At 69.0% G+C, this 12,653-nt stretch carries 10 protein-coding genes; 5 read left to right on the top strand and 5 right to left on the bottom strand.

Annotation, left to right across the window (positions count from 1 at the left end; all coding sequences use genetic code 11):
* The first annotated feature begins 4 nt into the window (after window positions 1-4).
* Both BLW84_RS22365 and BLW84_RS22360 read left to right on the top strand, forming a co-directional pair.
* Complete coding sequence (locus BLW84_RS22365) at window positions 5-457, top strand: FAD synthase family protein (protein ID WP_093268501.1); 453 nt, start codon at window positions 5-7, stop codon at window positions 455-457.
* A complete protein-coding gene (locus tag BLW84_RS22360) occupies window positions 454-2,208 on the top strand; it encodes a right-handed parallel beta-helix repeat-containing protein (protein ID WP_093268268.1) in 1,755 nt (584 codons plus the stop codon). Before BLW84_RS22365 ends, BLW84_RS22360 begins: the two co-directional genes overlap by 4 nt.
* Before the next feature lie 41 nt (window positions 2,209-2,249).
* Here BLW84_RS22360 and BLW84_RS22355 read toward each other — a convergent pair whose 3' ends face one another.
* Window positions 2,250-3,908 (bottom strand): PQQ-binding-like beta-propeller repeat protein, encoded by a 1,659-nt coding sequence (locus tag BLW84_RS22355; RefSeq protein ID WP_093268265.1) that lies wholly within the window; start codon window positions 3,906-3,908, stop codon window positions 2,250-2,252.
* Window positions 3,905-5,083, bottom strand: a complete 1,179-nt coding sequence (locus tag BLW84_RS22350) for a DUF1972 domain-containing protein (RefSeq protein ID WP_245761309.1) — start codon at window positions 5,081-5,083, stop codon at window positions 3,905-3,907. Before BLW84_RS22350 ends, BLW84_RS22355 begins: the two co-directional genes overlap by 4 nt.
* Window positions 5,084-5,293: 210 nt before the next feature.
* Here BLW84_RS22350 and BLW84_RS22345 point away from each other — a divergent pair, with 210 nt between their 5' ends.
* A complete protein-coding gene (locus BLW84_RS22345; protein WP_245761308.1) occupies window positions 5,294-6,619 on the top strand; it encodes an O-antigen ligase family protein in 1,326 nt (441 codons plus the stop codon).
* A complete protein-coding gene (locus BLW84_RS22340) occupies window positions 6,598-7,740 on the top strand; it encodes a glycosyltransferase (RefSeq protein ID WP_245761307.1) in 1,143 nt (380 codons plus the stop codon). The genes BLW84_RS22345 and BLW84_RS22340 overlap by 22 nt, the downstream gene beginning before the upstream one ends.
* A gap of 15 nt (window positions 7,741-7,755) precedes the next feature.
* Here the strand turns inward: BLW84_RS22340 and BLW84_RS22335 are convergent, their stop codons facing one another.
* On the bottom strand, window positions 7,756-9,270 hold the full coding sequence (locus tag BLW84_RS22335) for a sugar transferase (protein WP_093268257.1): 1,515 nt from the start codon (window positions 9,268-9,270) through the stop codon (window positions 7,756-7,758).
* A 548-nt stretch (window positions 9,271-9,818) separates the two neighbouring features.
* Here BLW84_RS22335 and BLW84_RS47615 point away from each other — a divergent pair.
* Window positions 9,819-9,992, top strand: coding sequence for a hypothetical protein (locus BLW84_RS47615; protein WP_177226633.1), 174 nt, complete (start codon window positions 9,819-9,821; stop codon window positions 9,990-9,992).
* Window positions 9,993-10,392: 400 nt separating this feature from the next.
* On the opposite strand, the gene BLW84_RS22330 is transcribed toward BLW84_RS47615, so the two are convergent.
* Window positions 10,393-11,598 (bottom strand): cytochrome P450, encoded by a 1,206-nt coding sequence (locus tag BLW84_RS22330; RefSeq protein WP_245761306.1) that lies wholly within the window; start codon window positions 11,596-11,598, stop codon window positions 10,393-10,395.
* 10 nt (window positions 11,599-11,608) lie between these two features.
* The gene (locus tag BLW84_RS22325; RefSeq protein WP_093268497.1) at window positions 11,609-12,547 is read right to left on the bottom strand and encodes a PDR/VanB family oxidoreductase; all 939 of its coding nucleotides are present in this window, start codon (window positions 12,545-12,547) and stop codon (window positions 11,609-11,611) included.
* Between the last annotated feature and the right edge of the window lie 106 nt (window positions 12,548-12,653).

The raw sequence follows: 12,653 nt of genomic DNA, 5'->3' as shown, positions 1-12,653 counted from the left end.
GACGATGCCCACCATCGGGTACGCGCCCGGCGCCTTCGACATGTTCCACATCGGACACCTCAACATCCTGCAGCGGGCCAGCGAGGAATGCGACCACCTGGTGGCGGGTGTGGTGACCGATGACGTCCTGCTGAAGGTGAAGGGCCGCAAGCCGGTCATCCCCTTCGAAGAGCGGTTGGAGATCGTGCGCAACATCCGGTGCGTCGCCGAGGCCATCACCGACCAGTACGAGGACAAGTTCCGCATGTGGGAACGCCTCCGGTTCGACGTGCTGTTCAAGGGCAGCGATTGGCGCGGAACGGCACGCGCCGACGCGTTGGAGCGCAAGCTGTCCGCCGTCGGGGCGCGGATCCGCTACTTCAGCTACACCACCCACACGTCCAGCACCTTGCTGCGGCGACGAATCTCGCTGCCCTCCCCCAGCGTGCTCGGCGAACTGGAGCCCGGACCGACATGAACCGCCCGCGTCGCCGCGACCGGCTCGTGCCCGCAATCGCCGTCGTGACCGCGCTGCTGGCGTCCTGCACCGCGACCGGCAACGACACAACCGCAGCGCATCCCGTCGATGCGACGATCACCACGACGGACTACCCGGTGCCCGCCGGCGCGCTCTTCGTCGCCACCAACGGGAAGGACTCCGCGCAGGGCGACCAGGCGCGACCGCTGCGCAGTCTCGGCGAGGCAGTGCGCCGCGCACAGCCCGGCGCCACGATCGTCCTGCGAGAAGGGACTTACCGGGAGACGGTCGGCATCATCGGCAAGAAGTTGTCCATCCAGCCGTATCCACGCGAGCGCGTCTGGCTCAAGGGCAGCCAGGTGGTCGCGCAGTGGTCCCGCGACGGCGATGTGTGGCGGCACGCGGGCTGGAACGCGCCGCTGTGCCGGAGCTGCTTCCTGCCCGAGATCATCGACCCGGCGCATCCGCTGGCCGGGCTTCCGGACATGGTTTTCGTCGACGGCAGGCCACTGCGGCAGGTGGGCGAGCGGAGCTCGGTCACCGACGGCACGTTCTACGTCGACGTCGCGCGCGAGGAGCTGGTGATCGGCGAGGACCCGGCCGGTCGGTTCGTCGAGGCGACCGAGTTCGACTGGCTGCTGCAGTTCGACGGCGCGGCGGCCGCGGGCAGTTCGATTCGCGGAATCGGGATCGCGCACTACGGCTCGAACCAGAAGTACGGTCAGCGCGGCGCGATGGTCGTGGTGAACGCGCCGTCGGTGGTGCTGGAGAACAACACCTTCGCCGCCTCCGCCTCCAGCGGCGCCGCGGTCTTCCAACCCGGTGCGAACGTGATCGGCAACCAGTTCCACGACAACGGTCTGGTCGGCTTGATGGCCAACCGGGCCGACGGGCTCCGACTGGTCTCGAACACCTTCGCCCGCAACAACAACGAGCGCTTCGCCTTGACCGGCGAGGCCATCGGAGCGGCGGGTGCGAAGGTGACGCGCACGAAGCGGGCGTGGGTGTCCGATAACACGTTCGCGGACAACATCGGCACCGGGTGGTGGTGCGACCTGGGGTGCACCGATGCCGTAGTGGTCCGCAACATCGCGCGGGGCAATGCCGTGAACGGCCTGTACTACGAGGTTTCAGCGAGAGCGCTGATCGCGTCGAACGTCGTGGTTTCCAACGGCGGGCGCGGCATCAAGGTCTCCAGTTCCGACCACGTCCGGCTCGTGCACAACACGCTCGTCGACAACCGGATCGAGATCGGGCTGTACAACGACAAGCGGTCTGCGAGTTCGGACCCCTACAGCGCGGAACTGGGCCTGGCCTGGATCACGTCCAACACCGAGCTGGTGAACAACCTCCTGATCAGGCAGCACGACACCGAGCCGTTCATCGAGTCCGCCGACTACAAACCGCACCCGAAACCAGCGTCACCGTTCATCTCCACCAGCGACGGCAACGCCTTCCTGCGGGCAGCGGGCGCGGCCCCACTGGGCACTTGGTCGCTCGGTTCGGGTGAGGTAGTCACGATCCACTCGCTGCCGCGGTTGCGGGAACGGACGGGACTCGACCTGCACAGCCTGGCGGTAGCACCGCCGCCAGCCCCGTTCCGCGATCCGGACCGGGGCGATTACTCGCTTCGCCCCTCCACGCCAGGTGTCCGCGCCGGTCAGGCCCTGCCGCCGGATGTCGCCCAGATCCTCGGCATCCCACCGCTGGACCACCCCGACATCGGCGTGCTCACCGGCCCCCGCGGGTGAGCGCGGGGACGCCTGCTCCGACGTCCCCGCGTCTTCTCGGATCAGCCGATGCTGCTGTGCGGGGTGCTCAGCACCGCGCCGTCGGCGTCGACCGCCCTGATCCAGTATTCGACCCTGCCCTGGGGCGCTTGGTCGTCGGTGAAGCTCATCGTCGTCACCGACCACGGCCAAGCGCTGCTGGTGGTGGTGTAGATCGGGTTCGCGGTGCCGGCGCGCATCACCTCGTAGCGGATCTCCCGGTTCTGCGCGTCCCAAGTTCCCGTCCACCTGATGGAGATTCCGGCGAACAGGTGCCGGTTGAGCTCCGGGGCCGGGAAGGGCACCTGCGGCCCGTTGTTGACGGCGCCGGGCACGCCCCGGGCGGCGAACCGGGTCAGCGACTGCTGTGCGCTGCCGTTGACCATCGTGAACTCACCGCCGACCACCACGTAGCGACCGTCGGCGTCCACCGCCCACGGTCCGTTCAACCACGGGCTGCTGGCGGGGCCGCCGTTGGTGTTCGGCAGCCACGGCAGCAACTCCGGAATCGGATCGCCGAAGCGCACGTGGTTGACGTTGCGCTGGGCCGTTGCGGTGGCGGTCGTCGTTTCGGCGAGCAGCCGGTGGTAGTCGATCGGCCCGTTCTCGGGGACGGCGTTGATGGCCGCGCAGTTGTGGGTGTGCGAGGCGCTGTAGAGCACGCCCCCTGCTACCGCGACGCTTTGGGTGTCGCCGTAGCAGCCGTCCAACCAGCGCGGCTTGCCGGTGGCGATGTCGATGGCGCCTCTGCCCTCGAGCCGGGGATTGCCACCGCGCCAGTTGTAGGAGCCGAGGTAGACCGTCCCCGTGCCGTCGGTGGCCAGGTCCGTGATCGTGTCATCGAGCGAGGGCGTGACCCATTCCCACGGCGCGAGGGCGCCGCTGGCCGCGTCGACCGCGGTGAGTCCGTGCCGGTAGGTGCCGTTGACGTTGTCGAAGGCTCCCCCGATCACCGTGCGCCCCTGGGCCGGGGCGGCCAGGACCGCGAAGACCTCCCGGTCCGCGGTAGGAGCCCAGGGCAGCAGCGCGCCACTGCCGGTGGACACCGCGGCGAGCCGGGTGCGCGGCACGCCGTCGACGGCGTTGAAGCCGCCGCCGAGGTAGACGGTGTCGGCGGTGATCGACAGGCCGCGGACCCGGCCGGCCACGCGGGGCTTGAAGTTCGGGTCCAGCGCGCCGGTCGCGGCGTCGAAGGCCGCCACGCGCGAGCGCCACTGGCCGTCGACCTTGTCGAAGTCGCCGCCGACGTAGACCTTCTTGCCGTCCGGGGAGACCTCGATCCGGAACACGGTGTCGCAGATCCAACGCCCTGCGTCGGCGGGCTTGCAGAACGGCCCCGGGTCCGCGCCGGCGAACGCGGTGCCGCTGACCACCGGTGCCCACGGCAGGAGTTCGCCGGTGGTCACGTCGAAGGCCAGCAGGTTGTTGCGGGTGACCTCGCCTGGTCCCCCCGGCGCCACGCCGGCCGGGCGCGCCTTGCTGAACCTCCCACCGGCGATGGCGGTGTTGCCCGCGATGGCTACCGCGAAGACCACACCGTCGGTCTGCGGTGTCGGCAGCGCCCCGGCGGTGACCGGCTGCGGCAACTCCGCGGCGATCGCTGCCGGCCCCGGCACCACTGCCGCCGACAACGCGGCGACGGCCACTGCGGCGACGCACGACAGCTTCCGCGCGCGATTCATCGGACCTCCTTGGTTTCCGGCATGGACACGGCCGCTGCGACGGCAGCCCGCGCGCCGGGCAGCCCGCGCGGCGTGGGTGTGCGCCTGTCCACGAGCAGGACTCGGGCGGCCAGTTCTTCGTACTTCTGCGCTACCCCGTCCCACGTGTAGCGGTCGAGCGAGGCCACCTGCTCTTGTCCGCGCAGCAAGGTGCCCGCTGGGTCGGCTTCCGCCGCGTCGCACAACGCCGCGAGATCGCCAGGATCGCGGAAGTAGCGGCCGAACGAGCCGAGGACTTCGCGGTTGAAACGCACGTCGAAGGCGGAAGTCGGGGCTGCTGCGCCCATCGCGCGCAGCAGCGAGGGGTTGGTGCCGCCGACGGAATGACCGTGGATGTAGGTCAAGGCGTTGCCGTAGAGCTGGTCCAGCAGTCGCTGGTCCCACACCGCGCCGAGCAGCCGCACGCGGGGATCGCCCTTCACCGCTCGCGCGATTCTCGCGGTGTACTCGTCGGCGTAGGGCGCCGATCCCACCACGACCAGCGGGTGGCGGGCGTTGCTGCGGAGGTAGCCCTCGACCGCCACGTGCACGTGGTTCTCCGGCTCGAACCTGGCCACGACCAGGTGGTAGCGGCGGGGGCTCAGCCCGAGTTCGGTGATGCCGTCGGTCCCGACCTCGGTGAGAACCGGTGCCCCGTAAGGGATGTAGTCGGTCTCGGTGTTGAAGCGGTCGCGGTAGTAGTCCTGGATTCCCCGGGCGTCGGCGATCAGCGCGTCGGACCACCGGACGGCGAGCGCTTCGGCGCGACGGTAGTAGGCCGAACCCGCTGGTCCCCACTTGGCCCGCTTCCACTCCAGGCCGTCGACGTGGGTGATCGTGGGAATCCCGCGGAACCTCAGCAGGGGCAGCAGTGGCGCGTTGGCGGCGTTGAACACCACCGCGACCTCCGGCGGCCGCACCACTGCGTGCAACGCCGAAAGGGCCGTGTGGCTCAGCGTTTCCAGTGTCTTGCGGCGCAGCGCGGGAAGATGCACGAGGCGCATGCCGAGGTGGTGCTCGGGGCGGTGGCCGCGCCCGCCGAGATTGCGGCAGTACACCGTGACCTCGTGTCCGCGCCGGGCGAGTCGTCTCCCCACCTCCTCGACGCACGTCTCGAAGCCGCCGTAACGCGCGGGCACGCCGCGGGTTCCGATCATCGAAATCCGCATCTTTCGCTCTACCGTTTCGTCGGGGGGGCAGCCACCGGGTCACGACGGGCAGCCCAGGAGCCGCACAGCTGTTCTCGCGCGGCTCACTCTATTGGGTGTCCAGCTTGTAATATGTCGATGGCGGGAAGTCGTTACACCGATTCCGCAACCCGCCTTCGGCGCATTCACGCCCGAACCCACCTGATCCGAGGACCGGCCGTGAGCTGGAATGCCCTTCGACGCCGCTATGGCGTCGCGCGTCGCCGGACCTACGACGCCGAGCGCTGGCCCGTCGGGTGCGTGCTCGCACTGATCGTGGCCAGCGAATACAAGTTCCGCGTTCGCGCCGACGACCAGTCGGTGTCCGGCTCGCCGGACCTGTTCGTGCTGGCCGAAATCGCCGCTTACGCGGCCGTGGCGGGTTTCCTGTTCCTGCGCTTCCGCCCCACGTCCCAGCTGCGGCGCGCCGACTGGATCACCTGTTCGGCCTATGCCTACGCGGCGGTCCTGGTGCTTTCCGCGTTGTACTCGCCGTACCGCGAACTGGCCATCGTGCGGGCCTGCCAGGTCGTGGTCGTGCTGGCGCTGAGCCGTTCGATCGCCCGCCATTGCGCCCGAGACGCGTTGCACCGCATCGCCCACGCCTTCGCAGTCCTGGTCAGCGCCTCGGTCGTCTTCGGCGTGGTAGTGCCGTTCCCCCGGCTTCCGACGCAGCCCGACAGGTTCACTTGGCTGTACCTGCATCCGGTGGACGCGGGCCAGTTCCTCGCGCTCGCGGTGGTGATCCTGGTGGCGTACGCCTTCGGCCACCGGTTGGCCCGGCCTGGCCCGCACTGGCCGCTGCCCGCCTACCTCGTGCTGCTGGCGATCTGCGCCGCCGGGTTGATCGGGAGCAACACGCGGGGGGCCGCGTTCGGGGCGATCGTGGGTTGCCTGGCGATCGCGGGATTGCGGTGGCGCGGCCGCCGGCGGCTGGAGATCGCGGTGGCGCTGGCGCTGGTCCTGATCACCGCGTGGCTCGCCGCGGGGCCGCTGATCGAAGCTTTCTTCGTCCGCGGCGAGTCCGCCGAACGGCTCGCGTCTTTGAATTCGCGGACGGATCTGTGGGCTTACGCGTTGGAAGCGTTCCTCCAACGCCCGCTCTACGGCCACGGTCTCACCGCCTCGCAGGGCTTGTTCCTCGACGAGATCGGGTTGGGCGGCGGGCACAACGGGTTGGTGAACGTGCTCGTCGACGCCGGACTGCTCGGCGCGGTGGTGTGGCTCGTGCTGCTCGGCTGCATCGTCACCGCCGCGGTCGCGCTGCGGAACCTCCGGCCCGAACCACGGCTGGATCGCATCCTGGTCCTCGCGGTGTTGTCGGGCTTGCTCGCCAACTCGATGTTCACCGAAGGGCTCGGTGCTCCGGCCAACGTCGCATGCGTCTGGCTATTCCTGCTGGCCGCGTGGACGAGCATGGCGAGTACGCGGAACTCGCCCCCGATGCTGCCATCCCACATCCCGATCGAAGAGGTGGAGCGACGTTGGTCCGACGAACCGCGCTGATGGTCCATCCCGGTGCCGAGCTGTACGGATCCGACCGCATATTCCTGGAATCGGTCATCGCGTTGACCGAGGCGGGCTGGCGGGTGGTGGTCGCGCTGCCGGAGCGCGGGCCGCTCGCCGACCGCCTGCGCGACCAGGGCGCGGACGTGGTCCTGTGCCCGACCCCGGTGCTGCGGAAGGCGGCGTTGCGCCCCGCCGGGTTCCTGCGGCTGCTGCTGGAAGGCCTGCGAGCGGTGGCACCGACTTTGCGCTTGCTGCGGAGGACCCGCCCCGACGTCGTGTACGTCAACACCGTGACCGTGCCGTTGTGGCTCCTGCTCGCCCGCTCGACCCGGCGATCGGTGATCGCCCACGTGCACGAGGCTGAAGACAGCGCACCACGCCTGATCAGGACCGCGCTCGCCGCTCCCCTGCTGTGCGCTGCCTCGGTCGTCGTGAACAGCGAGGCCACCGCTCGCGTGATCACGCGACCGCTGCCCTGGCTGCGTCGCCGGATCCGCTTGGTCTACAACGGTGTTGCCGGTCCGGTGCATGCCGCCGTCCGTCGCGGTGAGCGACCCGATCCGGTCCGGATCGTGCTGGTCGGTCGACTTTCCCCGCGCAAGGGCACCGACGTCGCGGTGCGCTCGATCGCCCGCTTGCGCGCCGATGGCCACGACGTCGTCCTCGAATTGCTGGGGTCCGCGTTCACCGGCTACGAGTGGTACGAGCGGCAGCTGGAGGACTTCGTACGGCGTCACGGCCTGGCCGGGGTGGTCGCCATCCGCGGTTTCCGCGCGGACGTGTGGGATGCCTACCGGGACGCCGACATCGCGCTGGTCCCGTCGCGGTTCGAGCCTTTCGGCAACACCGCTGTGGAGGCGCAGCTGGCCGGCACCCCGGTGATCGTGACCGATGTGCAGGGCTTGCCCGAGACCGTCGCGCAGGGGCGCTACGGTCGCGTCGTGCCCGCCGACGACCCCGGCGCGCTCGCCGAAGCGATCAGCGATGCGCTTGCTGATTGGCGAAGAACTCTCGACACCGCAGCGCAGGCTCGCGAGCACGCCCAGGAGGTGTTCTCACCGCAGCGCTACCGCGACGACATCGTCGCGATCGCAACCGACGTCGCCCGCTGCCGCTGACGGAGCCAACGGCCGTCAGTACGCGCCCTGCTTGGTCAGCACCGCGCGCACGGTCTTCCAGAGGATCACGGCGTCCATCGCCAGCGACCAGTTCTCCACGTACCGCAGGTCGAGCCGGACGCTTTCGGCCCACGACAGGTCGCTGCGACCACTGACCTGCCAGAGCCCGGTGAGCCCCGGCTTGACCAGCAAGCGGCGCCCCACCTCGTAGTCGTAGGTCTCGGTCTCCTCCGGCAGTGGCGGCCTCGGGCCGACCAACGACATGTGCCCGGTGAGCACGTTGAACAGCTGCGGCAGCTCGTCGAGCGAGTACCGGCGCAGCAGTCCACCGACCTTGGTCACCCTCGGGTCGCGGCGCAGTTTGAACAACGGCCCTTCCGCATCGTTGGCCGGGCGCAACGCGATTCGCATCGCGTCCGCGCTCACCACCATGGTGCGGAACTTCAGCATCGTGAACGTGGTGCCGCCGCGTCCGGTTCGGCGCTGCCGGTAGATCACCGGTCCACCATCGGACACCTTGATGGCGAGGGCGATCACCAGCAGCACAGGCCAGATCATGCACAGCAGGAGAAGCGCGCTGACCCAGTCGGCGAGCGCCTTCACGACGCGGCGACCACCGGTGAAGGCGGGTTCGCTGACCTTCAGCATCGGCATCCCCAGCACCGACGACACGTGCAGCCGGGGACCGGCCACCTCCATCAGCACCGGGGCAACGACCATCTCGGCGGAGGTGTCCTCGATCTTCCACGCCAGTTCCTGCAGGCGGCGTGGAGTCCAGTAGGAATCGGCGGTGATGGCGACCACCCGGTACCCACCGCGTCGGACGTGCTCCGCTAGGTCATCGACGTCACCGATCACCGGAACGCCGTCCACCTCGCATACCAGTCCCTCGCTCGCCTCGGGACGAAGGCACAGCGCTTGGATCTGCCATCCGACGTGCGGCTGCTGGCGGGTGCGGGCGATGAGGTCGCGCAGCGTGCGCGTGCTGCCCGCGGCGATCACCGGTAGCAGGCACCTGCCGTCGCTGCGGGCGCTGTGCAGGTAGCGGCGCAGCAGGTACCGCTGCGCAAGCACCAGAAGCGCAAGCGCGGGTAAGACACCGAAAACCCATGGCCGCACTTCTAACGGCGGTACCGCGAGCCCCGCGACCGCCAGGACGACGCCAGCGGAGAAGATCCCCCGCCCCAGGCGCCGGTACTCCTCGTGTCCTTGCCCCAGGATCCTGACGTTCCAGGAGCCGGCCAGGGCCCACAACACGGCCACCGCGGTGAGCAGCGCCAACACCGCCGGAGGCAGCACCGCGATGTCCAGCACTGCCACCCAGACCGCCCCCGCTGCCGAGGTCATCGCCGTTGCGATGGCGTCGCTTGCGATCACCGCGAATCGGTACCGCCGTTCCCACACCGTCGCGGGCGGTGCGGGGAGCGGGTGGGTTGAGGGCGCCGTCGCGTTCAACCGCGGGGCTTGGACAAATCCGGCCGACCCCACCCTGTCCGGCAATGACATCGGTGCGCGCATCGGCTCCTGCATCGGACCCCTCTCCAATTGGCAGAAACGTCCGCGCGGCGGAGCCGATCGGACGTCAGAGCTATCGGGGCTATCACGAATCCGTTACACGTTCCCATATGAGAGGTGAACGGCCGTGCGGACCGGAAAAACTTCGTGCCGCGGCTACGTTCAGCCGGGCTCGGACTCGTCGGGCTCATCGACGGCCCGCTCCGCGCTGGCGTGCCCGTCTTCGCAGCCGCTCTGCTGGCCAGTTCGCACACGGCGCTGTTGGCGGGGCAGCATCAGCATGGGCTCGTCGCATGACGGCAGCCGGACCTGTCGTGATTCGGCGATCACCCGCAAGGCGGCATCGGCGTGGTGCTCCTCGACGGGTGGAGAAGTACCCGCGCCACCTACCAGAACCCGGCCTCGCCGGACATCACCGTGACAGTCGATGTCGAGCCCTGCCGAGAAACTCCCGAAGTCCTAAAAGGACAAGACGAGTTCCGGACACGAACCTTGGCCCACGGTTCTTCATCCGCGGTAGCAAGCTGCGGTTCGATCGAACGCGCCGTTAGGCTATTCGTGCGGTGGCTGGGATCATCGGCGCACTGCTGGGATTCTCGGGCGCTTTGCTCGGGGTTTGGATCAAGAGTCAGGGTGAGCAGCGCAAATGGCTGCGTGACCAGAAGCCGGCCGAAGCCGCCGAGATGGTCAGCGCAGGCACCAACATCTACGAGTTCCGCAGCGGCAGCAAGGACTGAGGTTTTTCCAACCTCGATTTGCGTGGCGGTGCGGGTGGCGGAACCTCAGAGGCTCCCTGGTCTGTGGGTGCCCCTCCTGATGTATGTCCGATACACGGCGGAGGGGCCGTCCTCGCCGAGGGAACCCTGAAGGGGTGGGCGCCGTGAACCCGCGGCGGTGCAGGTGTCGTGGGTGGGTTATGCGCCTGCGGCGCATGCGGCACCGCATCGACGTGCAGCTTTGCGACCCGCGACTGCGGGTTGACCAGGATGAAAAAGAGTGCTCACCTGCCGGTCGGCTACCAACCAGGAGTTTGCCGGATGGCTCACTCCCAGAACTGATTAGGCTCACTGGAACGAGTCGTTCGAACCAAGCGAGCTGCGCGAATGGCATTCCCCCACAAGGTGATCACCAGTACACCTAGGCCAGGCGCAGCCGGAGTGGCATGGCTCCCCAGCCACGCAGCACGTTGTTGTGGTGCCGGGCCACTGGGGCTGCGAGCTCGATGCTCTCCACCCTCGGGGCCAGCGACTCCAGCAGCGTCGCGGCCTGCAACCGCGCCGCGTGCTGGCCGACGCACTGGTGGATACCCATGCCGAAGGCCAGGTGACCCGAGGGGTCGCGGGAGAGGTCGAAGACCGAGGGGTTCTCCCAGCGACGGGGATCGCGATTGGCCGCCGCGAAGCACACCAGGACCCGCGTGTCGGCCGGGATGACGCTCTCGGACAGGCTCACCTCGCCGGCAGTCTTGCGGAAGATCATCTGGACCGGGGACTCCCAGCGCAGCGCCTCGTCGAAGGCCAGGCGCGCCAAGCCGGGGTTCTGGCGCAGCACAGCCCACTGCTCGGGATGGGTGGCGAAGGCGTAGAGCATCGCCGAGATCCCGTAGACCGTGGTGTCGACACCGGCGGAGAGCAGGGAGCGCGTCAGCAGCGGTGCTGCCTCGTGCAGGATCTCGCCTCGATCGGCAGCGGCCCAGATGTCGGCCCCGAACCCCTCCGGCTTCAGCGCGTGCCGCTGACACTTGGCTGTGGCCCACTCCGCGAGTGCTTCCGCCCGCGGCTCGCCCTCCATGGCGATCTCGTTCATCGGACCCAGGCGGTTGAAGATGTGGTCCGCGTAGGGGACCAGGTTCTCGCGCTGGTCTTCGTCGATGCCCGCCGCACCGGGGAAGAAGTTCACCGGGAACACCGACCCGATGTCCTTGTACCCGTCCAGCTCCACCTCGGCTCCCCGGGCGGCCTGCCCGAGCAAGTCGTCGAGGATGGACTCCGCGAGCTCCCTGCACGAGTCCTGCATCGAGCGCAGCACCCGCGCCGACATGATCGACGCCAGCACCTCGCGGGGCGCGTCGTGCTCCGGCGGGTCCATCTGCAGGAGGCCCCTCGCCCGCCAAGGCTCGTTGAGCCCCACTCCAGAACCCGACGTCATCTGCTGCCAGTTGGCCAGGGTGTTGTAGACCTCGTCGTAGCGCGCGACGGCGTAGACGCCGTACTTGCGCAGGAACACCACCGGCCCGGCCTCGCGCAGCCGTTCCTGCAGCGGCAGCGGATTCTCCAGGTTCTCCGACGTGAACGGGTCGTCCTCGAGCACCGGGACGGTGGCACCGTGGGTGGCTGTCGACACCGTGTACCTCCTAAAGGTCCAGCACGATTCGGGCAGTGACCGAACGGGAAACACAGACGAACATCCGATCACCCTTGGCTCGCTCCGCATCGTTGAGGAGCGAGTCGCGGTGGTCGGGCACACCGCCCAGGACGGAGACCTCGCAGGTGCCGCACACGCCTTCGTTGCACGAGGAGAGCACGGAGACCCCCGCTGCGCTCAACGCCTCGAGGACGGTCTCCTCGTTGCCCACGGTGATGCACGTGCGCGACTGGGCCAGCTCGACGGTGAAGGGTTCGGAGCGCACCGGCTGAGGTTGCACCGCCGGCACGAACCGTTCGAACCGCACCGCGGAATCGGGCCAGTTCGTGGTGGCGGCCGCGACGGCATCCAGGAGCGGCTCGGGTCCGCAGCAGTAGACCTTGCCTCCTGCGACCGGCTCCTGGAGGAAATCCAGGTTCAGCAGGCCGAGCTCGTCCTGGGGGCAGATCGTGACCCGGTCGCCGTACCGGCTGAGCTCATCGAGGAAGGCCATGGACTCTCGCGACCGGCCTCCGTAGAGGAGGTGCCAGTCGATCTCCAGCTTCTCGGCGGCGGCGATCATCGTCATGATCGGGGTGATCCCGATACCGCCGGCGATGAACTGGTAGCGCGTCGCGGACCAGAGGCCGAAGTTGTTGCGCGGCGTGCCGACCTTCAGCGAGTCGCCGACCTTGAGGTGGTCGTGGATGAACCGCGATCCGCCTCGCGAGCTCGGCTCGCGCAGGACGGCGATCTCGTAGGCGTCCGGGTCCCACCGGTCTCCGCAGAGCGAGTAGTGCCGGACCAGCGCCTCGCCTTCCGAGGCCGGCAGCACCACGTCGATGTGGGCACCTGGCGCCCAGTCGGGGAGGCGACCGCCCGCGGGTCGCTCCAGACGCAGGCGCACCACTCCGTCGGCCAGGATGTCCTTGCGGGCAACCCTGAGCATCTGGACTCCTTGGTGTCGCGAGACCGGCCCGGCACGTTCTGACTCGGTCTCGCGGGGGGCAGTTCGGATGGACACATGGCGATCATGCTGTCGCTCGACGGCGCTA

It is taken from the genome of Saccharopolyspora shandongensis, from assembly GCF_900106995.1.
Taxonomy (GTDB): Bacteria; Actinomycetota; Actinomycetes; order Mycobacteriales; family Pseudonocardiaceae; genus Saccharopolyspora; species Saccharopolyspora shandongensis.
Note: the sequence above shows the minus strand (reverse complement) of the source record. Positions and strands in the feature narration are given on the sequence as shown.